The sequence below is a fragment of the Labrenzia sp. PO1 genome, from assembly GCF_012273635.1.
In the GTDB taxonomy this organism is placed as follows: domain Bacteria; phylum Pseudomonadota; class Alphaproteobacteria; order Rhizobiales; family Stappiaceae; genus Roseibium; species Roseibium algicola.
The window spans coordinates 596939-622153 of record NZ_JAAXCR010000003.1 but is presented as its reverse complement, the minus strand read 5'-3'; the positions used below and the strand labels follow the sequence as shown (position 1 = coordinate 622153).

Annotated in this window: 21 protein-coding genes; 10 read left to right on the top strand and 11 right to left on the bottom strand. The window is 57.7% G+C overall.

Going from position 1 to position 25215, the window contains the following annotated elements; translation table 11 throughout:
• Positions 1 to 40: 40 nt before the first annotated feature.
• The gene (locus HCG46_RS17820) at positions 41 to 1531 is read left to right on the top strand and encodes an inorganic phosphate transporter (RefSeq protein WP_055653956.1); all 1491 of its coding nucleotides are present in this window, start codon (positions 41 to 43) and stop codon (positions 1529 to 1531) included.
• Positions 1532 to 1543: 12 nt separating this feature from the next.
• Here the strand turns inward: HCG46_RS17820 and HCG46_RS17815 are convergent, their stop codons facing one another.
• From HCG46_RS17815 to HCG46_RS17790, 6 genes are all read right to left on the bottom strand, one after another.
• On the bottom strand, positions 1544 to 2260 hold the full coding sequence (locus HCG46_RS17815) for an endonuclease/exonuclease/phosphatase family protein (protein ID WP_055653958.1): 717 nt from the start codon (positions 2258 to 2260) through the stop codon (positions 1544 to 1546).
• Between the two features lie 72 nt (positions 2261 to 2332).
• Positions 2333 to 3694, bottom strand: a complete 1362-nt coding sequence (locus tag HCG46_RS17810) for an HD-GYP domain-containing protein (RefSeq protein ID WP_168686961.1) — start codon at positions 3692 to 3694, stop codon at positions 2333 to 2335.
• A 79-nt stretch (positions 3695 to 3773) separates the two neighbouring features.
• The gene (locus tag HCG46_RS17805) at positions 3774 to 4349 is read right to left on the bottom strand and encodes a sarcosine oxidase subunit gamma family protein (RefSeq protein ID WP_168686960.1); all 576 of its coding nucleotides are present in this window, start codon (positions 4347 to 4349) and stop codon (positions 3774 to 3776) included.
• The gene (locus HCG46_RS17800; protein WP_168686959.1) at positions 4342 to 7344 is read right to left on the bottom strand and encodes a sarcosine oxidase subunit alpha family protein; all 3003 of its coding nucleotides are present in this window, start codon (positions 7342 to 7344) and stop codon (positions 4342 to 4344) included. The genes HCG46_RS17805 and HCG46_RS17800 overlap by 8 nt, the downstream gene beginning before the upstream one ends.
• Positions 7341 to 7646, bottom strand: coding sequence for a sarcosine oxidase subunit delta (locus tag HCG46_RS17795; RefSeq protein WP_077292998.1), 306 nt, complete (start codon positions 7644 to 7646; stop codon positions 7341 to 7343). Before HCG46_RS17795 ends, HCG46_RS17800 begins: the two co-directional genes overlap by 4 nt.
• Positions 7647 to 7660: 14 nt before the next feature.
• Entirely contained in the window at positions 7661 to 8914 is a 1254-nt protein-coding gene (locus tag HCG46_RS17790) for a sarcosine oxidase subunit beta family protein (RefSeq protein WP_031268788.1), read from the bottom strand.
• Between the two features lie 392 nt (positions 8915 to 9306).
• Here HCG46_RS17790 and HCG46_RS17785 point away from each other — a divergent pair, with 392 nt between their 5' ends.
• Together HCG46_RS17785 and fghA are read left to right on the top strand one after the other, a co-directional pair.
• Positions 9307 to 10419: an S-(hydroxymethyl)glutathione dehydrogenase/class III alcohol dehydrogenase gene (locus HCG46_RS17785; protein WP_055653967.1), complete on the top strand. Its 1113-nt coding sequence runs from the start codon at positions 9307 to 9309 to the stop codon at positions 10417 to 10419.
• 151 nt (positions 10420 to 10570) lie between these two features.
• The gene (gene fghA, locus HCG46_RS17780; protein ID WP_168686958.1) at positions 10571 to 11398 is read left to right on the top strand and encodes an S-formylglutathione hydrolase; all 828 of its coding nucleotides are present in this window, start codon (positions 10571 to 10573) and stop codon (positions 11396 to 11398) included.
• A gap of 1 nt (position 11399) precedes the next feature.
• On the opposite strand, the gene HCG46_RS17775 is transcribed toward fghA, so the two are convergent.
• From HCG46_RS17775 to HCG46_RS17755, 5 genes are all read right to left on the bottom strand, one after another.
• Positions 11400 to 12473, bottom strand: a complete 1074-nt coding sequence (locus HCG46_RS17775; protein ID WP_168686957.1) for a lysophospholipid acyltransferase family protein — start codon at positions 12471 to 12473, stop codon at positions 11400 to 11402.
• Positions 12470 to 13900 (bottom strand): cytochrome P450, encoded by a 1431-nt coding sequence (locus HCG46_RS17770; RefSeq protein WP_168686956.1) that lies wholly within the window; start codon positions 13898 to 13900, stop codon positions 12470 to 12472. Before HCG46_RS17770 ends, HCG46_RS17775 begins: the two co-directional genes overlap by 4 nt.
• Positions 13901 to 13958: 58 nt before the next feature.
• Positions 13959 to 14354 (bottom strand): DUF423 domain-containing protein, encoded by a 396-nt coding sequence (locus HCG46_RS17765; RefSeq protein ID WP_353621822.1) that lies wholly within the window; start codon positions 14352 to 14354, stop codon positions 13959 to 13961.
• Between the two features lie 63 nt (positions 14355 to 14417).
• Positions 14418 to 16460, bottom strand: coding sequence for a M3 family metallopeptidase (locus HCG46_RS17760; RefSeq protein WP_205838574.1), 2043 nt, complete (start codon positions 16458 to 16460; stop codon positions 14418 to 14420).
• A 225-nt stretch (positions 16461 to 16685) separates the two neighbouring features.
• Positions 16686 to 17294: a pyridoxamine 5'-phosphate oxidase family protein gene (locus HCG46_RS17755; protein WP_168686955.1), complete on the bottom strand. Its 609-nt coding sequence runs from the start codon at positions 17292 to 17294 to the stop codon at positions 16686 to 16688.
• Between the two features lie 484 nt (positions 17295 to 17778).
• Between HCG46_RS17755 and HCG46_RS17750 the strand changes: the two genes are divergently transcribed.
• The 7 genes from HCG46_RS17750 to HCG46_RS17720 all read left to right on the top strand — a co-directional run bounded on the left by HCG46_RS17750 (position 17779) and on the right by HCG46_RS17720 (position 25206).
• Positions 17779 to 19125: a substrate-binding protein gene (locus HCG46_RS17750; RefSeq protein WP_168686954.1), complete on the top strand. Its 1347-nt coding sequence runs from the start codon at positions 17779 to 17781 to the stop codon at positions 19123 to 19125.
• Between the two features lie 89 nt (positions 19126 to 19214).
• A complete protein-coding gene (locus HCG46_RS17745; protein ID WP_022999387.1) occupies positions 19215 to 20243 on the top strand; it encodes a branched-chain amino acid ABC transporter permease in 1029 nt (342 codons plus the stop codon).
• A gap of 73 nt (positions 20244 to 20316) precedes the next feature.
• Entirely contained in the window at positions 20317 to 21384 is a 1068-nt protein-coding gene (locus tag HCG46_RS17740; protein ID WP_228148144.1) for a branched-chain amino acid ABC transporter permease, read from the top strand.
• 11 nt (positions 21385 to 21395) lie between these two features.
• Entirely contained in the window at positions 21396 to 22151 is a 756-nt protein-coding gene (locus HCG46_RS17735) for an ABC transporter ATP-binding protein (RefSeq protein ID WP_022999385.1), read from the top strand.
• The gene (locus HCG46_RS17730) at positions 22148 to 22927 is read left to right on the top strand and encodes an ABC transporter ATP-binding protein (RefSeq protein WP_022999384.1); all 780 of its coding nucleotides are present in this window, start codon (positions 22148 to 22150) and stop codon (positions 22925 to 22927) included. The genes HCG46_RS17735 and HCG46_RS17730 overlap by 4 nt, the downstream gene beginning before the upstream one ends.
• Before the next feature lie 131 nt (positions 22928 to 23058).
• Positions 23059 to 24159, top strand: coding sequence for a calcium:proton antiporter (locus HCG46_RS17725; RefSeq protein WP_228148041.1), 1101 nt, complete (start codon positions 23059 to 23061; stop codon positions 24157 to 24159).
• 102 nt (positions 24160 to 24261) lie between these two features.
• Entirely contained in the window at positions 24262 to 25206 is a 945-nt protein-coding gene (locus HCG46_RS17720) for an ornithine cyclodeaminase family protein (RefSeq protein WP_055653978.1), read from the top strand.
• Positions 25207 to 25215: the final 9 nt, after the last annotated feature.

Below are 25215 nucleotides of genomic sequence, written 5' to 3'. Positions count from 1 at the left end.
GCAAGACTTGCCTTCAAAGGACTTCCCGACTGGAACGCCCATGCCGAATTTGAAAAAGCCGACCCTCGACAAGGATCTCGACAAGCTGAGCTACATGGAAGAGGCCGCCGGGTCTCTTGGACGTGGCTTGATTGCGCCGGGTATCGCGCTGGTCTTTATCGTCTTGTGCGCCCTTGGCGCCGGTGCCTCCATGTCGGGAGCACCGGGAACGGTCATCATCGTCGCTGCGGCAGCCATCGGCGCCTATATGGCACTCAATATCGGTGCCAACGATGTTGCCAACAACGTTGGTCCCGCCGTCGGTTCGCGGGCCATGACACTGCTGACGGCGCTGATCATTGCGGCCGTCTTTGAAAGTGCAGGGGCCCTGATCGCAGGTGGGGACGTCGTCAGCACCATCTCCAAGGGCATCATTGATCCCGCTTCGGTGGCCGATGCCAATGTCTTCATGGCAGCGATGATGGCGGCTCTGGTGTCCTCCGCACTCTGGATCAACCTTGCCACCTGGATCGGTGCGCCGGTTTCGACAACGCATTCCATCGTTGGCGGCGTCATGGGAGCTGGCATTGCGGCGGCAGGCTTCAGCGCGGTCAATTGGGCGACAATGGGCGGTATCGCAGCAAGCTGGGTCATTTCGCCTTTTCTCGGCGGCCTGGTTGCTGCAGGTTTCCTGGCCTTCATCAAGACTTTCATCATCTATCAGGACGACAAAATCGCCGCTGCCCGCAAATGGGTTCCGGTTCTGATCGGTGTCATGTCGGGAACCTTTGCCAGCTATCTGGCACTCAAGGGCCTGAAGAAGATCGTGCATATCGACATGCCGATGTCATTGTTGCTTGGGGTTGTTGTCGGGCTTGCGGTCTGGGCGATCGTGCGACCGCTGATCAGGCGTCAGTCTGAAGGGCTGGAAAACCGCAACCAGTCTCTCCGCATCCTGTTTTCCGTGCCGCTTGTCTGTTCGGCGGCTCTTCTGTCCTTCGCCCACGGAGCGAACGACGTTGCAAATGCTGTAGGCCCACTTGCCGCCATCGTTCACACGGCGGAACTCGGAGACGTCGCCGCCAAGGTGAGCATTCCGCTCTGGGTCATGGCAGTCGGTGCCTTCGGCATTTCATTCGGTCTTTTGTTGTTCGGCCCGCGCCTGATCGAAATGGTCGGCCAACAGATTACCAAGCTCAACCCGATGCGGGCCTACTGCGTTTCGCTGTCAGCTGCCATCACGGTGATTGTTGCCTCGGGTTTCGGATTGCCCGTGAGTTCCACGCACATCGCCGTGGGAGCTGTCTTCGGTGTTGGGTTCTTCCGGGAGTGGTATACGGAACGCTCAAAGCGCCGCCTGGATTTCGTGAACCAGAAACAAGGCAATGGCAACGTGGTACGACCTGTCCGCAATCGCGAGGAGCAGGCACGCCGTCACTTGGTACGCCGGGCGCATTTCATGACCATCGTCGCCGCCTGGGTCGTCACCGTTCCGGCTGCTGCCGTCCTGTCCGCCGGGCTTTACTTCGTCATGGTCAAGCTGATTGCCTGACAAAGGCGATTTCTAACCGGGTAGATGTCCGGCCGGCTCCAGGGTGAGGTTGGCCCAGACCGGCAAATGGTCCGAAGCAACGCGTGCCGTCTTCGATTTATGGACGCCAGCCTGCCTGACGACGAATTCCGGGCTGGTTATGATCCGGTCCAGGCTGCCGACGGGAAGGGGACTGGGAAAGCTCCGTCCCGGCGTCGTCACCTCATAGCGTTCTTCAAACAGCTTGATGCTGCCTGCCGTGTCTCGCCATTCGTTCAGGTCTCCGATCAGAACTGTCGGCAGATAATCCAGATGCTCGTGCAGCTGATGCATCAGCGAGGTTATCTGCTTTTTTCGAAAGTGACCAATCAGGCTCAGGTGCATGGCTGCCACACGGATTTTTTCACCGGCAACTTCAAGGTCGACAGCAACCGCACCACGCGGTTCCAGCGTCGGCAGATCTAGCCGGCGATGGTCGAGAATACCGATCGAGTTTCGAACAAGAATAGCGTTGCCGTGCCAGCCCAGGCTCTTGTCGCCTGTCGCGAACGGAACGGGGCGGTAATCCGTTTCCTGAAGAATCGTGTCTCTGTCGAGGGTGCTTTCCCGTGGTCCGAAGCGCTTGTCTGCTTCCTGCAGGGCCAGGATGTCGCAGTCCAGTTCCTGGATAACCTTGAGCGTCCGGTCAGGCCGCCGGCGCGCGTCGACGCCTATTGATTTTTGTATGTTGTAAGAACCGATTTTCAGCATGGGCGCAGAGTGAAGGCCTCACGTTAAAAGTTGCAAGGGGAATAGGTTGATTTGGCCGCCTTTGCGACCAATTTAGGCAGCCTTGGTCTGCTCCATGCGCTCCGTCGCCCGTTTGAGCGCAGCAAGGCATTTCGCGTCCAGGGCTGTGCCGGCTTCGCTTTCCATGATGCCGAGTGCCTTGGGCAACGGCATCGGTCCACGATAAGGCCGTTCTGCGGTCAATGCGTCGAAAATATCCGCCGTCGTGACAATACGCGTTTCCATCGAAATCCTGCTTGTGGTCAGCCCGTCCGGATATCCGCGGCCGTCCAGTTTTTCATGATGCCCTCTCGCGATCGGCGACAGGTCCTTGAACGTATCGATCCTGGAGAGGATCTCGTCGGAGTAAACGGGATGCATGCGGATTTGTTCCCACTCCAGGTCATCAAGCTTTCCGGGTTTGTCGAGGACTGAGTTGCTGACGCCGAGTTTGCCGATGTCGTGCAGGAGAGCCGCCCGTCTCAGCAGCTGCCGGTCACGCATTCCGTAACCCAACTCTTCTGCGATCATGTCGGTGTAAAGCGTTACGCGCTCGCTGTGTCCGGCGGTGTAGGGACTTTTGGAGTCGATCACGAGCGCAAAGCCGTGGGCTATGTCGTCGAGCTGCTCCTCATCTGCAAAACGAATGTTCTGCGCTGGCTCGAGGCCGTAGACGATCTTGTCGAGGTTCTCCGACTTCAAGGCGTTCCAGAACTGGGGATTACTAGCGACGGTTTCTGCTGCAGCCACCAAGGCGGGGTCGAACCAGCTGCCGGCCCGTTCCTTCAATTCCTGCAAGGCCCCCTGTACGCCTGCATTGATCTGAAAGACATCCATGACCTGTGCCAGCAAGGCGATCTGGGAAAGTACCGGGATGGTGGAGCCCACAATGCCGTGCGGCCGTCCTTTGCCGTCCCAATGTTCATCCAGACTGTAAATTCCGGATACGACAGTTTCCGAGAAATGCATCTGGCGGGCAATGTCGCCGCCACGTGTGCAGCGTGTTTCGATCATCTCGTTAGCAATGTCGCCGCCATTTTGAAGAATGTTGACGATGGCGCGCACACGTTCTGCAAATCCGTGCTTCAACCCGGTGTGAGAAAGCACGAAACGCAGGGCCGCAGGCAGGCTGTCGCTGATCGTCTTGAAGTCGTGTTTGAAGGTCAGGTCGTCGGTGAGATAAAGCTCGCAGATCCTCGCTGCATTGCTTGAACAGCCAAGGTCCTTCAAGAGCAGCGTGTAATAGAGATCGCTGAGTTGCGCTTCAGTCAGCCCGACTTGCCGTCCGATATGAATGCCGATCCAGCAACAGCGAACGCAGTGACCACGCGGCTGGCCTTCCGTGATGTCCAAAGCGTGACTGAGTGCGCCGAGCAGCTCCGCCAGCCGGAGTTTTCTGGAAACCTGTTCGGACATAAAAGCGAGCCTCGCGCAACGATGTGTTCCGCGAGGCTCGCAAAGGTTCGTTAAAATCAGGTGTTTTCACCGACCCCGGTCAGGCTGCTTCCAGCTCTGTAGCCGATTGGACAAGCAGACCTGCCACGTAGTCCATGAAGGAAACCCAGGCTTCCACCACAAATGTGTCCGCACCTGTCCGCCAGATCATCACTGGCGACTTGTGAAACAGGGTCCTTGTCACTGTGCCGACCGGAAAGACCTCAAGCGAGAAATCGATGAAGACCCCGGTGTTGAGCAACCAGGCAGCCTTGTCGCCACTGACGATTATCGCTTCCGACCGGTCGGAGATATCAACCAGGGCGTGAGGATGCGTTGAGAGCTTTTCCTCGATGCCGTCGAACACCGCCCTGAGGTCTTCTTCAGGTGCAAGCAATGTCCACTCGTCCGGCCCCATCCAGAGCGCTGCCCGCTTGGCGGAAGTGGAGTTCGACAAGGGAGAAAGCGGCAGAGAGGCACCAAATGCCGTGCCGGCTTCCTTTTGCGCAGCTTCACGGCAACGCAGGGAAAGTCGCGTCATGGGCGCGGCTTTCAGGATGGAGACCGACGGTAGGCTCAGAAGCGGTGTTTCACCCGCGTCCGGCGTGATCAGATCGCTTGCCAGAAGTTCAGACATTGATCCGTGCTCCTTCCTTGTCATAGAACACCGTGCTCGTCACCTCGACCGGAATGCTTCCGGTCGGCATCGGCACATAGAGCGTTTTGCCTTCCAATGCGTGGCCGTTCTTCACGATCGCGAGGGCAATCGTACGGTCGAGCGCCGGACTGTAGTAGGACGAGGTGACATGACCTTCCGCAGGCGTGCCGGTGGCGGGGTTCTCGGCAGTCGTGATCTGGGCACCTTCTTCCAGCTTCACTTTCGGGTCCTTCGTCAGCAGGCCCACGAATTGCTTCCGACCGTCTGCAACAAGGTCAGTACGGGCCAGGCCACGCTTGCCGACGAAGTCGAACTTGTTCTTGCCGATCGCCCAGCTCATGCCGGCATCTTGCGGGGTAACGGTACCGTCCGTGTCCTGACCGACGATGATGTAACCCTTCTCGGCGCGCAGAACGTGCATGGATTCCGTTCCGTAAACGGTGCCGTTGTGCTTCTCGATTTCCTTGGCGAGCGTTTCCCACATCATCTTGCCATGACGACGGGGAACGTTGATTTCGAAGCCGAGTTCGCCGGTGAAGGAAATCCGGAAAAGCCGGCAGGGAACGCCGCAGAAGGTCGCTTCCTTCACGCTCATGTGCGGGAAGGCATCGGCGGAAAGATCGACACCTTCGATAAAGGGCGCAATCACCTCCCGAGCCTTCGGTCCCTGAACCGCGGCGACCGCAAACTGTTCGGTGGTCGACGTGATCCAGACATCGAGATCCGGCCATTCTGTTTGCAGGTAGTCTTCCATGGTCGCAAACACACTCGGCGCGCCGCCGGTTGTGGTTGTTACATGGAAACGGTCTTCCGCAAGGCGTCCGATAACACCGTCGTCGGTGATGAAACCGGCGTCATTGAGCAGCAGGCCATAGCGGCAGCGGCCGGGCGCCAGCTTCTTCCACGGGTTGGTGTACATCCGCTCCAGGAATTCGGCCGCATCCGGTCCGACAATTTCGATCTTGCCGAGCGTGGAGGCATCGAACAGCCCGACGCTTTCGCGGACGGTCTTGCATTCGCGAGCAACCGCCGCATGCATGTCTTCACCGTTCTTCGGGAAGTACCAAGTGCGCTTCCACTGGCCAACGTCCTCATAGACGCCGCCGTTCTCCACCACCCAGTCATGGGAAGGTGTCTTGCGAACCGGGTCGAAGAAGTCGCCACGCGATACACCGGCAAAGAGACCGAATGTCGTTGGAGTGTAGGGCTGGCGGAACGTGGTGAGCCCGACATCCGTTACCGGCTTCTGCAAGGCCCCTGATGCGATCTCCAGGGCGTTCATGTTCGAAAGACGACCCTGGTCGGTGGCCATGCCGGTGGTGGTGTAGCGCTTGATATGCTCGATGGACTGCATGCCTTCGCGTACGGCCAGCTTGACGTCCTTGGCGGTAACGTCGTTCTGATAATCGACGAACGCCTTGACCCGTGAAGCGTTCCGATCGTGGGGCAGGGCGCCGAGGATGCCGCCTGATCCGGCTTCTCCACCTGTTGCCGTGACATAGGTCACCTTGGCGGACTTGCCGGTTGCAGCCCTGGCTGCTTCTTCACCGGCCGCATAGCCGTCGTGAAGCGTTGCCTGCAGGCCGTAGAGGCCTTTGGAGCCGCCTGCCGAACGTTCCTTCTGAACGGAAATACCGGGAACATAGGCCCCCTTGTCCGCGTCCCAGACGACCTTGCCGCGAGACTGGGAATACAGGCTGACGGTCGGAGTCCAGCCGCCTGACATCAAAAGCGCATCGCACGCAATCTGGCCACCGGAGGCAACCTGTCCCGATGTCATCATCCGGCCGAGCAAGGCGCCTTTGACACGCTTGCGACCGAGAGTTCCTGTTACAACGCATCCTGCCTCGACACGAATGCCCCTGGCTTCAGCGATTGCAACCAGGCTTTCAGGCGGTGTTTCGCGCATGTCCACGATGGCAGCTACGTCGACACCATGGTCTGCAAGGTCGAATGCCGCCTGCCACGCACTGTCGCAGGCTGTTGCCACCAGAACCTTGTGGCCGACTTTGACTCCATAGCGGTTGAGGTAGGTTCTTCCAGCTTCCGCGAGCAGAATGCCCGGTCGGTCATTCTCCGGAAACACCATCGGACGTTCGATCGCACCGGCTGCAATCACCACTTCCTTGGCGCGCACCTGCCACAGTCGTTCACGCGGCAGTTTGGGATCCGGGTTGGGCAAATGTTCGGTGATGCGCTCTGCCAGCGAAATGAAGTTATGCGCAAAATAACCGAAGGCCGTTGTCCGCGGCAGGAGAGTGACATTGTCCATCGCGGCAAGCTTGGCGATGGTTTCCGAAACGAACTCCGCAGGATCCTTTCCGTCGATGCTTGCGCTGACTTCAGAAAGCAGCGAACCGCCGAATTCAGCCTGCTCGTCGACCAACATCACCTTCGCACCGGTCTCTGCCGCAGCCAGAGCCGCTGCAAGTCCGGTTGGTCCGGAGCCGACGACAAGAACGTCGCAGTGGGCGTAAATGTTACCGTAGAAGTCGTGATCCGGGTTTTTCGGCGGTTTGCCGAGGCCGGCCGCCGAACGGATGATCGGCTCGTAGACCTTGTCCCAGAAGGCATGCGGCCACATGAAGGTCTTGTAGTAGAACCCGGCCGGAAACAGCGGCGAAAGCAGATCGTTCACGGCGCCGATGTCAAACCCGAGCGAGGGAAAACGGTTCTGTGAAACGGCTTCGAGGCCCTGATAGAGCTCAACCTGTGTAGCGCGCAGGTTCGGCGTCTGATCACCGTTGCGGTAAACCCCGACCAGCGCGTTCGGTTCTTCCGAACCGGCAGTCAGAATGCCGCGCGGGCGGTGATACTTGAACGAACGACCAACCAGGTGAACACCATTGGCAAGCAGCGCAGAGGCAAGGGTATCGCCCTTGTGGCCTTGCATTTCCTCGCCGTCAAAGGTGAAGGTGAGTTGCTCGGCGCGGTCGATCCGGCCGCCTTTTTCAGTACGGAATGGCTGGCTCATTTGCCGGCCTCCTTGGCAATCGCTTCAAGATCCGGTTTCGGTTCGCCGGTCTTGTAGATTTTCAGGAACTTGTCGCTGACGGTATCGCGGACAGCGTTGAAGAACCGTCCGCAGCCGTGAATATGGCGCCAGCGCTCGGCTGCTACACCCTTGGTATTGTCGCGCATGTACAAAAACTCCACCCAGTCCTCGTCCGTGGCCTGGCTCGGATCAGCCGGTCGCGCGATATGGGCTTCACCGCGGCAGGCAAATTCCGTTTCTGCACGCTCGACCTGGCAGTAGGGGCAATAAATCAGCAGCATTCTTGTGATCTCCCCTAGTGGGCCACGGCCGCTGCAGCGGCTTCGTCGATGAGGCGGCCGGTCCGGAACCGGTCGATGGTGAAAGGTGCGTTGATCGGGTGCGGCTCATCCTTGGCAATCGTATGCGCGAAGACGTGGCCGGATCCGGGTGTCGCCTTGAAGCCGCCTGTGCCCCAGCCACAGTTGACGTAGAGCCCCTGAACCGGGGTTTTCGACAGGATGGGCGAACGGTCAGGCGTTGTGTCGACGATACCACCCCAGTTTCGAAGCATGCGCATGCGCCGGAAATGCGGGAAAAGTTCGCAGATCGCGTCGATTGTGTGGTTGGTGATGTGAATGCCGCCAGCCTGCGAATAGGAAACGAACTGGTCAGTGCCCGCACCGATCACAAGCTCACCCTTGTCGGACTGCGAAATGTAGGCATGGATCGTGTTTGACATGACCACGCACGGGAAGGCAGGTTTGACGGGTTCGGAGACCAGTGCCTGCAGGGGGAAGGATTCCAGCGGCAGCCGGACGCCGGCCATGTCCATGACGACAGACGTGTGACCGGCTGCGACGACACCGACCTTCTTGGCCTTGATGAAACCTTTGACCGTTTCCACACCCTCGACGGCCCCATTCTGGCCGCGGCGGATGCCGGTGACGGCGCAGTTCTGGATAATGTCGACACCCAGGGCATCAGCACCGCGGGCATAGCCCCAGGCGACCGCATCGTGACGGGCGGTGCCGCCGACGCGCTGCAAGGCTGCGCCCATGACCGGATAACGGATGTTCTTTGAAATGTTCAGAGGCGGGCAATATTCCTTTGCCTCTTCCGGCGTCAGCCACTCATTCTGAACGCCTGCCAGACGGTTGGCGTGAATATGGCGTTGTGCCACCTGAACGTCGTGAACCGTGTGCGCGAGCATCATCACGCCACGTGCAGAATACATGACGTTGTAGTTCAGTTCCTGGGACAGGTTCTGCCACAAGCCCATTGCGTGATTGTAGAGCCCGGCGCTTTCCTCCCACAGATAGTTGGAGCGCACGATGGTCGTATTACGACCGGTGTTGCCACCGCCGAGCCAACCTTTTTCGATGACCGCGACGTTGCGGATGCCGTGTTCCTTGGCAAGGTAATAGGCAGTTGCCAGACCGTGCCCGCCGGCGCCGACAATCACGACGTCATATTCGGCCTTGGGTTCCGGAGCGCGCCACTGGCGGCCCCAGTTCTGGTGCGCGGAAAAGGCGTTTTTCGCCAGTTCCAGAAAGGAATATCGCTTCATGAAGCAGCGGCTCCGCACGTTGCCGGCAAGCAAATCGGATAAATCCGCTCGGCCAGCCGTCAGGGTCAATACGCAATTGAACGACGACTTTAGCGACACGGCCGGTGTCTCGTCCATTGGGAGGCATATTCGCGATTGGGGTCGAGGTTGCGTATAAGGTTTCAGTCGCATGCTTGTCTGAATGCGACATGGGTGTCTTACGGCCTGCGATGAATTGTGCCAGACTAACCAAACCCTCGGAGAAACAATGGATTTCAGCGCTTCCTGCAAGGTGTCGGGCGGGGTAGATTTGATCGAATAGCGCAATCCCGACAGCGGATGCCGCATCGGTTCTTGCATTTGCAGATATGGACGTTAACTCTCCCCGGGAAACACACATCAGGAGATCCTTCATGGAAGTTCGCGCCGCTGTGGCCGTTGGGGCCGGAAAACCGCTTGAAGTCACCACTGTAAGGCTTGAAGGCCCGCGCGCTTTTGAAGTGCTGGTGGAAATCAAGGCAACCGGCATCTGTCATACCGATGAATTCACCCTGTCGGGTGCGGATCCGGAAGGTCTGTTTCCCGCGATTCTGGGTCACGAAGGGGCAGGTGTCGTTGTCGAGGTTGGCCCGGGTGTGACTACCCTGAAGCCGGGCGACCATGTCATTCCGCTCTACACGCCGGAGTGCCGGACCTGCGAATATTGCCTCAATCCGAAAACAAACCTCTGCCAGTCGATCCGCGCGACACAGGGGCAGGGCCTGATGCCGGACGGCTCGTCCCGATTCTCGACCCTCGATGGTGAGCCGATCCTGCACTACATGGGCACATCGACGTTCTCCAACTACACGGTCGTACCGGAAATCGCTCTGGCGAAGATCCGTCCGGACGCGCCATTCGACAAGGTCTGCTACATCGGCTGTGGTGTCACGACCGGCATCGGTGCGGTGATCAACACCGCAAAGGTTGAAATCGGTTCGCGTGCGATTGTCTTCGGCCTCGGCGGCATCGGTCTGAACGTTCTCCAGGGTCTGCGTCTTGCCGGTGCCGACCAGATTGTCGGCGTTGACCTGAACCCGGAAAAGAAAGAGATGGCCGAGCGTTTCGGCATGACCGATTTCGTCAATCCGAGTGAAGTAGACGGCGACCTTGTTCCGTATCTTGTGAACCTCACCAAAGGTGGGGCCGACTATACCTTCGATGCGACCGGCAACGTGAATGTCATGCGTACGGCGCTTGAATCAGCCCACAAGGGTTGGGGCGAGAGCATCATCATCGGTGTTGCTCCGGCTGGTGCTGAGATCTCGACCCGTCCGTTCCAGCTTGTGACCGGCCGCGTCTGGAAAGGCACCGCATTTGGTGGCGCGCGTGGCCGCACGGACGTTCCGAAGATCGTTGACTGGTACATGGACGGCAAGATCGAGATCGATCCAATGATCACCCACACGATGCCTCTCGAAGACATCAACAAGGGGTTCGATCTGATGCACTCCGGTGAATCGATCCGCTCGGTGGTGGTTTACTGATCGAACGTCAGGCGTAACCCGCCGACATATTGCCAAGGCGTCGTCCCTGCGAAAGCGGGGACGCGCATGCTGCGTCTCTCCGGTCTGGCAAGGCAAGGCCGGAGAAGTCCTTTTGGATAGGCGGCTATTCAGAGATTGGAATTGACTGACAATGAAAACCCTTTCCGAAAACAAGTCCTTTGGCGGCACCCAAGGTGTCTATAGCCACATGTCGGAAGCCTGTGGTTGTGAAATGACTTTTGCAGTCTACATTCCGCCGCAGGCCAAGGACGGCCCCGTGCCATGTCTTTGGTATTTGTCGGGTCTGACCTGCACCCATGAAAACGCCATGACCAAAGCCGGGCTGCAGGCCCATGCCGCAGAGTTTGGTATTGCCGTCGTCTTTCCGGACACCAGCCCGCGTGGCGAGAGCGTTGCCAATGATGAGGCTTATGATCTGGGGCAAGGGGCGGGCTTCTACGTCAACGCGACAGAGACTCCATGGGCGCCGCATTTCCAGATGGAGACCTACATTGCCAGCGAATTGCGCGATCTGGTGACCGAGAACTTCCCAGTTTCCGTGCATCACGGGATCACCGGGCATTCCATGGGCGGGCACGGCGCGTTGACGCTGGCAATGAAATATCCCGGGCATTATCAGTCATTGTCAGCCTTTGCGCCGATCGCAAACCCCACGGCTTCCGACTGGGGCCGCAAACAGCTTGGGGCCTATCTCGGAGCTGATGAGACACTCTGGACAGCGCATGACGCGACGGGTCTGGTCAAGGAAAAGGGCTGGGCCGGTGATGTTCTGATTGATCAGGGTGCAGGCGATCAATTCTACGAACTGCTCAAACCCGCTGCGCTCATCGATGCATTGACCGAAACGAAGACGGCTCATACCTACCGCTTGCAGGCAGGCTACGACCATTCCTATTATTTCGTGTCAACGTTCGCGCGCGACCACGTCGCCTGGCATGCCGAGCGACTGAAGGGTTAATCTACCACTTTCGGACTTGGTTCTTTTCGCTCAAGGCTTTCGCGTAGGCGCTTTGGGCGAATTTTCTGGGCAATCTCAATTCGCCTAACATGTACCATTCTTCGATGTGTTCGAGAACGATCGGTTCGAACACATCGTTCATGGCCCGGATTGTTTCCTGTAGATCATAGCCGGTGGTTTCTTCAGATCTTTCAAGAGGCGGCAGAAGGACCATCCTGAAACGGGCCGGTCCCAGTCGCACAAGATATGTCGGGATAATTGTGCCGCCGCAGGAATTGGCGATCTTCACCGCGACGATCGCATTTCCTTTTTTCGGTAATGGTCGACCGAAACTGGGCAGATGGACCTGCTTGTCGCGAACTTCGTCCACGAAAATGGTCATGGAATACTGTCCGTTGTTCATCAGCCGGTGCAGCCGATACGCGCTTCTTTGCCCCGGTGGGAAAAGATACTGGTTTCGCTCCTTGCGGATGGCATGAACAATGCGGTTCTTGAACCGGTTTGGCTCCGGTTGAAATGGACCGATGCTCGGTCCGGCGAGCCCCTCGTGTATTGCCACGAAAAGTGCTTCCCAGGTGCCAAGATGCATGGATGTGAAGATCACTGGTGCGCCTTTGGCCTGCGCTGCTTTCAGATGTTCCAGCCCTTCAACTTCAATACGAGCACTTTTCCATAACTTGTTGACGATGCAGAACTCGGACATCGTTCGGCCGATGTTGTGCCACCATCGTTTCAGTCCCGCTTTCCGGCCCTTGTCGGTGTTCCAGCGGTTGACGGTCAGCGTTTCAAAATTACGGCTGATGCGCTGCGGAAACAGTTTGTCTCGATATGACCAGCGCATTACCGGCACGAGCAGATTGCCGAAACCCGATGCGAATGCTGGTGGGCACAGTTTCAGCGAATGATGAAAAAGGGAGTTCAGGACACCGTCCTTGACATGAACGAACCAGTGAAGCCGAGCTGCCTCCCGCTCTGCCTCCTGTTGAGAAAAGAGGTCCCTTAGACGAGGAGCGGCGGGCTCTACTGCAAGAGTTTCAGCGAAGGGAATATCTTCCAGCCGCGTCTGTTTGGTCATGAATGGCGCGGGTGCAGCGTCATTGGCAGGTTTTCACCTGGGCGCAAGGTCAACCGCGCTACCGGCTGGACGTCCGTACCGTCTTTCAGCTTGAGTTCGAAATCCTGGGCGAGAATGGCCAAGCTGAGAATTGCTTCTGTCATGCCGAATTGCAGTCCGGCGCAAATGCGCGGGCCGATGCTGAAGGGGACATACCCGTATTTATTGGGTTTCTTCGATTTCGGATTGAGAAAACGGCCGGGATCAAAAACGTCCGGTTTCGACCATAGCACCGGATTGCGATGCATAAGCCATGGCACCACCATGACCAGCGAACCTTTCGGCACTGACTTGCCGCCGATGCTTGTGTCGGCCATTGCCTCTCGCGCAAGGATAGGGACCGGCGGATACAGCCGCAAGGTTTCCTCGATGACAGCCTTGGTGTAGGGCAGGTTGGGAACGTCCTGGAATGTCGGTGACCGGCCGGCGAGGACCGTGTCGAGTTCGGCCTGCAATTTTGCCCTGCTCTTGTCGCATTGGGACAGCAGGAACCAGGCCCAGGCCAGTGTGTTGGCAGTTGTTTCATGGCCGGCCATGAAAATCACGGCAGCTTCGCTGATGATTGCCTCACGGCTCAGTGGTTCGCCGTTCTCGTCTCTCGCTTCCAGCAAACCGCCAATGACGGATGCTTCGCCTTTTTCCTTCTGCGCTTCGTAGTTGGCGATGATCTTGTCGAGCACCGTCATGATGCGCTCGACAGGTTTCTTGATCGCACGGCCACGAAAACGTGGCAGCCATTCGGGCAGTCCGAAGAGGGAGAGGATGTCGACCTGGTCGATATGGCGCTGATAATCCGAAAAACCCTGAACGACTTCGGCAGCATGATCCTTGCCCAGCTGGCGCCCAAAAATGGTCCGGCAAATGATCTCTGCTGTCAGGTGTGCCATATCGGCGAGCGCATCGACCTCAGCGCCTTCGCCCTGCGATGCCCAGTCAGCTCGCTGTTCCTCGATGGTTTCGATCATGATCGGCGCGAATCCTTTGACGCGCGAGCCGTGGATGATCGGTGCTACCACCTTGCGGCGTTTCGCCCAGGTTTCGGTATCACTGATAAAAAGACCGTCGCCGAGAAGAGGCTGCAAGGCATGACGCATTTGCGGGCTTTTGCGCTGCAAGACATCGTGATTGGTCTGGAACGCTTCACGAACCACGTCTGGCCGGTTGCAGATCACCAGTTCGCGAGTGAAGATCTTTTTGCTTCTGAGGCGGCTTTGAAAATCATCAACGCCCCAAATAGATAGAAAATTGCGCTTGGCCATGCCGATCAGGCTCCAGACCGGCGGCATCTTTTCATAGCGGAACGGGTAGGGCGGCACGAAGTCTTCAGCCTTGGTGGCTGTCGGTTCGGCCTTTTGGGTGTCGCCTGAAATTTGTGCGGAAACAGTCACTAAAAATAATCCGAATTGGTTCTGGTTTTACCGGAATAACCTGTCAGATGGCTTTTAGTCACTTGGGCTGAACACGTAAAGCACAGAGCGCGAGCATCAGCCATCCGAGGATCACCATCATGCCGCCGATTGGCGCCGACATCGCAAACAGGCGCCTTTCCAGAAAAGCCCGCATCAACAGGTCACCACAGAACAGGGACAGTCCTGCGGCAAGGAATATCAAAACGACGGGAAGGAGCGGCACTCTCCGCAATTGGGCGAGAAGGCCGATGCCCAGGAACACAGGCGCGTGAAACAAAAGCATGTGTGCAGCGGTTTCGATCAGGCTTGACGCGCTGGCGTGCGCGGACAATGCCAGACTTACGACGCCGGCTGCACCTGAGACACCGGCCATGGCCATGCCCGTTCTGAGAAGAGGAGCGGTCGGGGTCGCCTGAGGCTGCATGTGGGGCATCCGGTTGTCCTGGAAACGTTTGACCCGCCGGCGCAAGCCGGCAGGCCTGGAGAAGGGGTCGGATCAGGCCGCAAAGCCGCGCTTTTCAAGAAGAGCATCGATCCGTGGCGCACGCCCCCGGAATGCGAGATACGCGGCTTCCGGGTCCTGCCGGCCACCGGCTGAGTAGATGTAGGTCAACAGTTTTCCAGCCGTTTCCGGATCAAATACGTTGCCCTTCTCTTCAAATGCCTCAAACGCATCCGCATCCATCACCTCCGACCACATGTAGCTGTAATATCCAGCCGCGTAGCCGTCGCCCGAAAAGATATGCTGGAAATGCGGGATACGGTGACGCATCGTGATGGCTTGCGGCATGCCGATCTTGCCGAGTTCTTCCTTTTCGAAGGCTGCAACATCTAGTTCTGCCGGATCTTCCAATTGATGGAGTTCGAGATCGATCAGTGCGGAAGCCGTATACTCTACCGTCGCAAATCCCTGATTGAAATTGGCGGCAGCAAGCAGCTTGTCGAGAAGCGCCTCGGGCATCGGTTCGCCGGTCTTGTAGTGAACGGCGTATTTTGAAAGCACTTCGGGTTGAGACAACCAGTGCTCATACAGCTGAGAGGGCAACTCGACGAAGTCACGCGAGACGCTGGTGCCCGAAATCATGGGGTAGGTCACATTCGAAAGAAGACCGTGCAGGCCATGGCCAAACTCGTGGAACAGGGTCCGGGCATCATCGAAAGTCAGCAGCGTGGCCTCACCCTTGGCACCCTTGGAGAAATTCATCACATTGACGATGATTGGCGTTACGTCGCCTTCCAGCCTGTGTTGCGACCGGAATGCACTCATCCAGGCACCGGATCTTTTTGACGACCGTGCGAAATAGTCTCCCAGAAAGAGACCGACGTGATTGCCATCCTTGCCGAGTACTTCAAACACCCGGACATCCGGATGGTAGACCGGCATGTCCTTGAGTTCTTTGAAAGTAAGCCCGAAGAGACGTGTTGCCGTGTCAAAGGCAGCCTGGATGATGTTTTCAAGCTGCAGGTAAGGCTTCAGCTCCGTTTCATCCAGATCGTGTTCGGCCTTGCGGACTTTTTCGGAATAAAAGCGCCAGTCCCATGCCTCGATAGAATGGTTTTCGCCGGCATTGCGCGCCATGTCCGCCAGCTTGGCTTCTTCTTCCCGCGCCTGAGCGACCGCCGGTTCCCAGACCTTCACAAGCAGGCCTCTGACGTTGTCAGGCGTCTTGGCCATCGTGTCATCGAGCTTGAACTCCGCAAAGTTCTTGAAGCCGAGCATCCGGGCTTTCTCGTCCCGCAGTTTGAGAGTTTCGCTGATGATTGCCCGGTTGTCTGTCTGGTCGCCGTTTTCTCCCCGGGCGGACCATGCCTTGAAGGCTTCTTCACGCAAGCGCCGGTTCGTGGAAAATTGAAGGAAAGGCTCGATCGAGGAACGGGAAAGCGTGATGACGTGCTTTCCGTCAAGCCCTCGTTCGTTTGCAGCTTCGGCAGCCGACGTCAGCAGGAAGTCAGGCAGGCCGGCACGGTCTTCCTCGGTTTCCAGAACAAGCTGATAATCCGACTCATCCTTGAGTACGTTCTGGGAAAAGCTGGTGCCGAGCGTGGCAAGTCTTTGCGAAATGTCAGCCATCCGCGCCTTGCCGGCATCGTCAAGGCCAGCACCGGCCCGCTGGAACATTTTCTGATACCGTTCGAGCACGCGCGCGTCTTCGGAATTGAGTTCAAGCGAATCCCTTTGTTCCCACAATGCAGCAATCCGGCCGTAAAGCTTGGAATTCAGCAGCATTTCCGAGGAATGTTTGGCAAGCTTCGGCGCCACGTCGCGCTCGATCTTTTGCAGGGACTCATTGGTATGGGCACCAGTCAGGTTGAAAAACGTCCTTGCAACCTTGGTGAGCGTCTTTCCTGACGTCTCCAGGGCAACAATCGTGTTTTCAAAAGTCGGCGCCACCTCCTGATCGGCGATCCTGTCAGTGTCCGCCTTGGCTTCCGCCATGGCGGCGTCGAATGCTTCCTCGAAATGCTCGGGAGAGATCGTCTCGAAGGGAGGCAGGTCGAACGGCGTGGTCCAGTCGGAAAGAAGCGGATTGACGGTCATTTGTGCCTCGGAAGGTATCTTGAAGGATGTCAGCGACATATGGCGCAGATTGGGATCGGTTCCAAGCACTCTGCGGCTAAATAGCGCCTTGAAGCCGGTCAGGCCGCAGAACGCGATATGGCAACCGGTGTTTCTGTTCGGCGGGCAAGGAAGGCAACGGCAATCGCTTGCCTCATGATGCTTTGTAACGGTCTTTCGATGTCATTGGCATCAATTGGAGGCCGCTTACCACATCGAAGTCTTGGCACGCTCCGGCCATTCGCGGTCATAGGTTTCACCATCGAAACTTGCCTTGATTTCCTTCATGATTTCACCTGGTGACGGCAAGTCGCCCTTGCCGGTCCTGTTCTCGGTTTCCCAGAGGCCGGCACGCATGATGGCGCGCGCGCACTGGAAGTAGACCGAACCGATCGTGACCACGATCACCGAACGAGGCAAATGCCCCTCTTTCTCGAAGCTGGCAATAAGGTCCTGCTCGACGGAAAGTACTGCCTTGCCGTTGATCCTCAGAACGTTGTTCCAGCCGGGAATCATGAACATGAGTGAGACACGCGGGTCGCGAACAATATTGCGCAGCGAGTCGATCCTGTTGTTGCCCCGCCGGTCGGGCATCAGCAGCGTCTGGTCATCCTGTATCCTGACAACCATGCCGTCGTCGCCGCGCGGAGAGCAGTCGAGCCCTTCTGGTCCACAGGTTGCAAGTGTGCAGAAGTTGGAAGCCTCGACAATCCTGCGATACGCGGGGCTCAGATGATCGATTTCCTTGATCAAGGACGCTTCTCCGGCAGTACCGTAGTGTGCGTGAAGGTCCTCAAGGGAAGTGAGGATGTTCATTGAAATGATTCCGGGCGGGTGTACGGGGACGAAGGCGAGAACCGCAGCTTATCCGCCCGTATCCGTCTCCGTCAATTTCGCCGCGGACGTCCTTTGAGCTCCGTACGATCTTGCACTTTGGTCTAACGCTTTGAAATTCCGGATTTTTGAACCTTTACGTCAAGGTAACTTTGCGTTGCGGTATGCGCGAGAAGTAAGTGGCTGAAAATCAAAAAGAAACAAAATGACGCAATGCAATAAAAATCGCGAGGAAATTCGAAGATTAGCCGTGATTACTTCGAAAGTATAATGAGTTGGTGTGGGTGAGCGATCCGATAGTCGTATTGCTGTTTTGCGAATGATTTTTTTACAGTCATTGCAGCTTGCAGTTTTGGTGCGGAGGAGCCGGGATCCCGGACGGGGAACAAGCCGGAATTGCTTGCAGCTGTACAGCTATTGCAGGCGTACCCGAGGTGGGTACGCGACGCCTTTCTGGGAGGAAAGTATGAGCTTAATTCGTAAACCCCTCAATCGTCGTTCCATTTTGCGCGCTGGCGCATTGGGCGGTGCCGCATTGGCAACGCCGACCATTTTCACCAGCCGCGCATGGTCTGCTGGTTATCTCAACGAACCGACAGGCGCTGAAGTCGTTCTGGGCTTCAACGTTCCGCAGACCGGCGCATATGCCGACGAAGGGGCAGACGAACTGCGCGCCTATCAGCTTGCCGTCAAGCACCTGAACGGTGAAGGCGACGGCGGTCTGTTGAACACCTTCTCGTCCAAGGAACTCAAGGGCAACGGCGTCAACGGCAAGAAGGTCGCCTTCGTGACCGGTGACACGCAGACCAAGTCTGATGCAGCCCGTGCATCCGCAAAGCGCATGATCGAAAAAGACGGCGCTATCATGATTACCGGTGGTTCGTCCTCCGGTGTGGCGATCGCCGTGCAGTCGCTCTGCCAGGAAGCCGGCGTCATCTTCATGGCGGGTCTGACCCACTCCAACGACACCACCGGCAAGGACAAGCGCAAGAACGGTTTCCGTCACTTCTTCAACACCGAAATGTCCGGCGCTGCGCTGGCTCCGGTTCTGAAGAACAACTACGGCACCGATCGCAAGGCCTATCACCTTACCGCCGACTACACCTGGGGCTGGTCTCAGGAAGAATCCATCAAGAAGTACACCGAAGGCATGGGCTGGGAGACGACAGCTGCTGTTCGTACGCCGCTTGGCGCTGGTGACTTCTCGCAGTACATCACGCCGGTTCTGAACTCCGGTGCTGACGTTCTTGTTCTGAACCACTATGGCAAGGACATGGTGAACTCCCTGACCCAGGCTGTTCAGTTCGGTCTGCGCGACAAGCAGGTCAACGGCAAGGACTTCGTAATCGTTGTTCCGCTGTATTCTCGCCTGATGGCACAGGGTGCCGGTGAAAACGTTAAGGGCATCTTCGGGTCCACCAACTGGCACTGGTCGCTGCAGGACGAAGGCTCCAAGGCTTTCGTGAAGTCCTTCGGCCAGGAATACGGCTTCCCGCCGAGCCAGGCTGCGCACACCTGCTACGTCCAGACCCTGCTTTATGCAGATGCCGCACAGCGGGCAGGCACGTTCGATCCTTGCGCGATTGCCGCAGCTCTCGAAGGCTTCGAATTCGACGGCATGGGCAACGGTCCGACCCTCTATCGCGCAGAAGACCACCAGTGCTTCAAGGACGTTCTGGTCGTGAAGGGTAAAGAAAACCCGAGCTCCCAGTTCGACCTTCTCGAAGTGGTGGAAGTCACTCCGCGTTCGCAGGTCGAATACCCGGCAGACTTGCTGGGTGGCGAACTCGGCGCGTGCAACAACGGCGCATAAGCTCTTGAACGTCGGCAGCCGCCGGAGGATCTCCGCCGGCGGCTGCTGCTTATCAGGACGCAAGTGACGCAGCAAATAGCGGCAAGACCATGGATGTGATTATTCTTCAACTGCTGAACGGGTTGGACAAGGGCGGAGCCTACGCGCTGATCGCCTTGGGACTGACCCTGATTTTCGGGACCCTTGGGGTCGTCAACTTCGCGCATGGTGCCTTGTTCATGCTGGGTGCGTTCTGCGCGGTGTCGTTCAACAAGCTTCTCAGCCTGGAGATCGTGACGACGGATCCGACCAAGACGACGGCGTGGGGAACTCCCCTCGAAATCCGTACACCCTACATCGAGGCATACCTCGGAGACTTCGGTCACTGGGTGCTCAACTATTCGGTGCCGGTTTCCATCCTGCTTGCCATTCCGGTCATGCTGCTTTTCGGTTTCATCATGGAACGTGGCCTGATCAAGCACTTCTACAACCGGGCGCACGCCGATCAGATCCTCGTCACCTTCGGCCTCGCTATCGTTCTTCAGGAAATCATCAAGTCGATCTTCGGCGCCAACCCGATCCCGCAAACCGCGCCAGATGCCGTACGCGGAGCAGCCGACATCGGAGCTGCCCTCGGCTTGGATCCTGGCGTGATCGTCTATCCGTACTGGCGCATGGTCTACCTTGCCTTCGCAGGCGCCATCATCGCAGCCGTATTCGCCTTCCTGCAATTCACCACCTTCGGCATGGTTGTTCGGGCCGGCATGGCAGACCGTCATACGGTCGGGCTGCTGGGCATCAACATCGAGCGCCGTTTCACCATCGTTTTCGCGATCGCCGCAGTGGTCGCCGGTCTAGCCGGGGTCATGTACACGCCGATCCTGCCACCCGACTATCACATGGGCATGGACTTCCTCGTGCTCAGCTTCGTCGTGGTGGTTGTTGGCGGCATGGGGTCGCTGCCTGGAGCCGTCGCGGCAGGTTTCCTGCTCGGCATCCTGCAGTCCTTCGCATCGATGAATGAAATCAAGGCCATTCTTCCAGGCATCGACCAGATCATCATCTATCTCGTTGCTGTGGTCATCCTTCTCGTGCGTCCGCGCGGGCTGATGGGCCGCAAGGGCGTCATGGAGAACTAAAAAAATGTCTACAAAAACATCTCCTGCACGCGACTACATCTTCTTTGCGATCTTTGCTGTCGCGGTGCTTACGATGCCGATCTGGCTTGAGCCGATTGGTGCCGGTTATCCCGACCTTCTGCAGAAGTTTGCAATCTTTGGTCTCTTTGCGACCGGTTTCAACATTCTGTTCGGTCTGACTGGATACCTGTCATTCGGCCATGCCGCGTTTCTGGGTGTCGGTTCCTACACCGCAGTCTGGACGTTCAAGCTGCTTGGCATGAACCCGATCCCCGCCGTAATCATGGCAATCATCGCCTCCGGCATCTTCGCACTTGCCATCGGCTATGTGTCGCTGCGCCGGTCGGGCATCTATTTCTCGATCCTGACGCTCGCTTTCGCTCAGATGTCATATAACCTGGCCTATTCGGTTCTGACGCCAATCACCAACGGGGAGACCGGCTTGCGTGTTCTGCGCAGCGACCCGCGTCTGTTCGATGGCAATGGTGGTCAGGAAGGCCCGCTGATCGCGAACCTGTTCGGCATTGAAATGACCGGGTGGGGCGGGTTCTACTTCTGTGCGGTCATCCTTCTGATCGGCTTCTTCGTTGCACAGCGGATCTTCCGGTCGCCTTTTGGCATCATGTTGCGCGCCGTCAAGACCAACCAGAACCGTATGACCTACACCGGCCTCAATCCGCGTCCCTACACACTGGCGGCGTTCGTGATCTCGGGAATGTATGCAGGTCTGGCCGGTGCTTTGATGTGCATCACCGATCCGCTGGCAGGTGCTGAGCGCATGCAATGGACTGCATCGGGAGAGGTCGTTCTCATGACCATTCTCGGCGGCGCAGGCACCTTGCTCGGCCCGATCTTCGGTGCGGCTCTGATCAAGTATTTCGAGAACATCTTCTCTGCCTTCAATGAGCAGACCCTGCATGAGATTTTCGGTTTCCTTCCGGACTTTATCGAAGGCCCCGTCATCTCCGTTGCCGGCCTGTTCGTCGGTGAAGGCTGGCATCTTACGCTAGGTGTTCTCTTCATGCTGATCGTTATCTTCCTGCCTGGTGGCATCATGGAAGGCGTGTCCCGGATCGGTAAGCTGTTCAAGCGGTCGTCCGGCAAGTCTGAACCGAACCGTGCAACTGCCCCTGCAGAGTAAGGAACAAGAATATGGAAATCCTACGTGTAGAGGGCGTCAACAAGTCGTTCGGCGGTCTGAGAGCCCTCAACAATGTCAACTTCTCGGTGGAGCAGGGCACTGTTCACGCGATCATCGGGCCGAACGGAGCGGGTAAGTCGACCTTCCTGAACTGCATGATCGGCCGGTTGATCCCGGATACCGGCACGGTGAAGTTCGGCGATATCTCGCTCACAGGCATGAAGCCCTACGAGATCAACCAGGTCGGCGTTTCACGGGTGTTCCAGACCCCTGAAATTTTCGCAGAACTCACCCTGCTGGAAAACGTCATCATCCCCACCATGGCAAAGCGCGACGGACAGTTCTCACTGCGTCCGTTCAAGCGGCTCGATAGGGATGCGGAAATCCAGGACAAGGCACTTCACATGCTGGAGGACGTCGGCCTGGCGGAGAAAAAAGACGTTATTTCCGGTTCCCTGTCACGTGGTGACAAGCGCCGGCTCGAGCTGGCCATGTGCCTCTCGCAGGATCCGAAGCTACTGCTTCTCGATGAACCGACCGCGGGCATGTCCCGCGCCGATACCAACAACACGATCGATCTGCTGAAACGGATTGCCGGACGCGGTATCACCAAGGTGGTCATCGAACATGACATGCATGTCGTGTTCTCGCTTGCCGACAAGGTCACCGTGCTCGCACAGGGAACGATCATCGCGGAAGGCAAGCCCGAAGAGATCAAGGGCGACCCGCGCGTACAGGAAGCTTATCTCGGAGGAGCGCATCTGTGACCCTACTTGACGATCAGTTCAGCGGCCGGTCCGCTCCCGGCGTCCCGCCGCGCAAATCTCAAGGCGGCGCCCCCGCATTTTTCTCGGCCTGGGATCTGCATGCCTATTACGGAGAAAGCTATATCGTTCAGGGTGTCAGTTTTGACATTCGTGAGGGCGAGATCCTGGCACTTCTGGGCCGCAATGGCGCAGGCAAGACATCGACGTTGCGGGCAATCGCCCGGATGGAGGATCCGCAGCTGAAACATGGCGAGGTGTGGCTGGATCACAAGCCGCTTCACACCATGAAGAGCTTTCAGGCAGCCCGCCAGGGCGTCGGCCTCGTTCCGGAAGACAGACGCATCATTCCGGGACTGACGGTTCAGGAGAACCTGGAGCTCTCGCAGATTGCCGAGCCGGTCGGATGGTCGATCGAGCGTATCTACGAGCATTTCCCGAGGTTGGCCGAACGACGGTCGCAGGACGCCATCACCATGTCCGGCGGCGAACAGCAGATGCTGGCTGTTGCACGTATCCTCGCGCGCGACATCAAACTGCTGTTGCTGGACGAGCCCTATGAAGGCCTCGCGCCGGTGATCGTTCAGGAGATCGAGCGCATCCTCGAAGGCGTGAAGGATCTCGGCATCACGACCATCATTGTTGAACAGAACGCAATCGCGGCGCTTCACCTTGCCGACAGGGCGGTCATTCTGGACATGGGAGAGGTCGTGTTCGACGGATCGGCACAGGAAGTCCTCGACAATCCGCAGCTGCGTCAGGAATACCTGGCGATCTGAGCCTGCGGACATTTCAGAAGCTGAAGGCCGGTGCCAAGCACCGGCCTTTTTTGTCTGCCGGCATTGGTTGAAGGCGGCGGCGGCGGCCTATAGTCTGTCCAGACTGTTTTCATTTTTTATCGGGTTTCTTTGTGACCAGCCTCAAATCGGAATTGCCGAGCTTCACTGGATTTGCGGTCTTTGCCGCCTTCACCTTCGCGGGCGATGCCTTGAAACCGGAAACGATCGGGATTGTCCCGTCGCTGTTGCTACTGGCAGTCATATTCGTCACGGTTATGTGGTGCGCCTTTTCGGTCGTCCGGCACGCGGAATGCCTGGCAACCCTGCTTGGCGAACCCTTCGGTACCTTGATCCTGACACTGGCGGTCATCGGGATCGAAGTTGCGCTGATTGTTGCGATCATGCTGTCGGGCGACGCCATTCCGACGATGGCACGCAACACGATGTTCTCGGTCGTGATGATTGTCCTGAACGGGCTGGTTGGCCTGTGTCTTTTGGCAGGCGGTCTGCGCCACAAGAACCAGACCTATAATCTGCAAGGCGCGAATGCGTTCCTGTCGGTGCTTGTGCCTCTGGCAATCTTTGCACTCGTGTTGCCGCGCATCACCCACTCGGCTCCTGGCGGAGAGCTGTCTCCGCTACAGTCAGCGTTCGATGTCGTCATGTGCCTGCTGCTGTATGGTGTGTTTCTGGCGATCCAGACGGTAACGCACAGCGATATCTTTCGTCAGCCCGACGACGACGGCCATGATGAAGGGCATCATGGCGTGGTCGTCCGGTCGATGCCGTTTCACATCATTGGCCTGTTCGGGGCACTTCTTCCGATCATCCTCCTGTCGAAGAAGCTCGCACTCTATGTGGAATTCGGTATCGAAGGGCTGGGAGCACCACTGGCCTTGAGCGGGTTCATTGTTGCGGCACTTGTGCTGATGCCCGAAGGGCTCAGCGCATTGCAGGCCGCACGGGATAACAAGCTTCAGCGCGCTGTAAATATCTGCCTTGGATCCGCGGTGGCGACCATTGGTCTGACAGTGCCGGCCGTTCTTCTCGTAAGTTGGGTGACAGGACTCAAGATTGAACTCGGCCTGGAACCTGCCGACATCATCATGCTCGTGCTGACCCTGTTCATAAGCCTGTTGACGTTCGGCAGCAGGGCGACGAACTATCTCCAGGGCGCGGTTCACCTGGCACTGTTCGCCGCCTATGTAATGATGATCTTCGACTTGTCCTGAAAATTACGCTCTCCTGGAGTTTTTCGTCCGAGCAAATGCTTGGACTGCTCCGGGGAATATGATTTGTATCAATAAAGTTAACACTTAACAGATTGGCCCAACATGCTGCTTTTGACCGAAGACCAGACCCGCGATGCATTGCCATACCCTGATCTGATAGACGCTTTGGCAAAGATGTTCCGGTCTGGCTGCGTGATGCCAACCCGCCACCATCATGACATGGAAATACCCGGTGAACCCGATGCGACTGTGTTGCTGATGCCGGCCTGGGTGCCGGGCGGATATGCGGGCGTGAAGGTGGTCAATGTGGTTCCGGGCAATTCGGAGCGCAATCTTCCCGCAATTTCTGCGCAATACCTTTTGTCGGATGCACGAACCGGAGAGATGCTCGCGCTAATCGACGGTGGCGAATTGACAGCCAGGCGCACCGCAGCGGCCTCCGCACTTGCGGCCAGCTACCTGGCTCGCTCCGACGCGCGGCATCTGCTGGTACTCGGCACCGGGCGCCTTGCTCCCAATCTGATCGCCGCGCATATGGCCGTTCGTTCCATTGACGAAGTCACCATCTGGGGGCGGTCCAGGGAAAAGACGGAAGAAGTCGTGCGCTCGCTTGCCGACCAGTTCCCGGTGAAACTGAAATCAGCAACAAGTTTGAAGGAAGCGCTTGGGGAAGCGGATATCGTCAGTGCCGCAACACTCTCTTCCGAACCCTTGATCAAGGGGGCCTTGTTGAAGCCGGGAACGCATGTGGATCTTGTGGGGGCCTTCAAGCCCAGCATGCGCGAGAGTGACGACGATCTTGTCAAGCGGGCAGAGATCTTCGTGGACACCCGCGATGGGTGCCTTTCCGAAGGTGGAGATATCGTTCAGCCAATCAAGGCCGGGGTATTGTCACCAGGCGAAATCAAGGCTGACCTGTATGAGCTTTGTCGGGGTGACCATCCTGGCCGGCAGAGTGAAGAAGCCATCACCATGTTCAAGTCGGTGGGGGCTGCGCTGGAAGACCTTGCCGGCGCCATTCTTGCCTACCAGTCAGTCGAGCATTGATTGGAAACA

Bases quoted from the DNA above. Each gene is read 5' to 3' on its own strand.
- HCG46_RS17810 (WP_168686961.1), bottom strand. From the start codon at position 3,694: ATGTCCGAACAGGTTTCCAGAAAACTCCGGCTGGCGGAGCTGCTCGGC.
- HCG46_RS17755 (WP_168686955.1), bottom strand. From the start codon at position 17,294: ATGAACATCCTCACTTCCCTTGAGGACCTTCACGCACACTACGGTACT.
- HCG46_RS17720 (WP_055653978.1), top strand. From the start codon at position 24,262: ATGCTGCTTTTGACCGAAGACCAGACCCGCGATGCATTGCCATACCCT.
- HCG46_RS17740 (WP_228148144.1), top strand. From the start codon at position 20,317: ATGCCGATCTGGCTTGAGCCGATTGGTGCCGGTTATCCCGACCTTCTG.
- HCG46_RS17785 (WP_055653967.1), top strand. From the start codon at position 9,307: ATGGAAGTTCGCGCCGCTGTGGCCGTTGGGGCCGGAAAACCGCTTGAA.
- HCG46_RS17820 (WP_055653956.1), top strand. From the start codon at position 41: ATGCCGAATTTGAAAAAGCCGACCCTCGACAAGGATCTCGACAAGCTG.
- HCG46_RS17775 (WP_168686957.1), bottom strand. From the start codon at position 12,473: ATGACCAAACAGACGCGGCTGGAAGATATTCCCTTCGCTGAAACTCTT.
- HCG46_RS17735 (WP_022999385.1), top strand. From the start codon at position 21,396: ATGGAAATCCTACGTGTAGAGGGCGTCAACAAGTCGTTCGGCGGTCTG.
- fghA (WP_168686958.1), top strand. From the start codon at position 10,571: ATGAAAACCCTTTCCGAAAACAAGTCCTTTGGCGGCACCCAAGGTGTC.
- HCG46_RS17745 (WP_022999387.1), top strand. From the start codon at position 19,215: ATGGATGTGATTATTCTTCAACTGCTGAACGGGTTGGACAAGGGCGGA.
- HCG46_RS17765 (WP_353621822.1), bottom strand. From the start codon at position 14,354: ATGCCCCACATGCAGCCTCAGGCGACCCCGACCGCTCCTCTTCTCAGA.
- HCG46_RS17805 (WP_168686960.1), bottom strand. From the start codon at position 4,349: ATGTCTGAACTTCTGGCAAGCGATCTGATCACGCCGGACGCGGGTGAA.
- HCG46_RS17815 (WP_055653958.1), bottom strand. From the start codon at position 2,260: ATGCTGAAAATCGGTTCTTACAACATACAAAAATCAATAGGCGTCGAC.
- HCG46_RS17750 (WP_168686954.1), top strand. From the start codon at position 17,779: ATGAGCTTAATTCGTAAACCCCTCAATCGTCGTTCCATTTTGCGCGCT.
- HCG46_RS17800 (WP_168686959.1), bottom strand. From the start codon at position 7,344: ATGAGCCAGCCATTCCGTACTGAAAAAGGCGGCCGGATCGACCGCGCC.
- HCG46_RS17795 (WP_077292998.1), bottom strand. From the start codon at position 7,646: ATGCTGCTGATTTATTGCCCCTACTGCCAGGTCGAGCGTGCAGAAACG.
- HCG46_RS17760 (WP_205838574.1), bottom strand. From the start codon at position 16,460: ATGACCGTCAATCCGCTTCTTTCCGACTGGACCACGCCGTTCGACCTG.
- HCG46_RS17790 (WP_031268788.1), bottom strand. From the start codon at position 8,914: ATGAAGCGATATTCCTTTCTGGAACTGGCGAAAAACGCCTTTTCCGCG.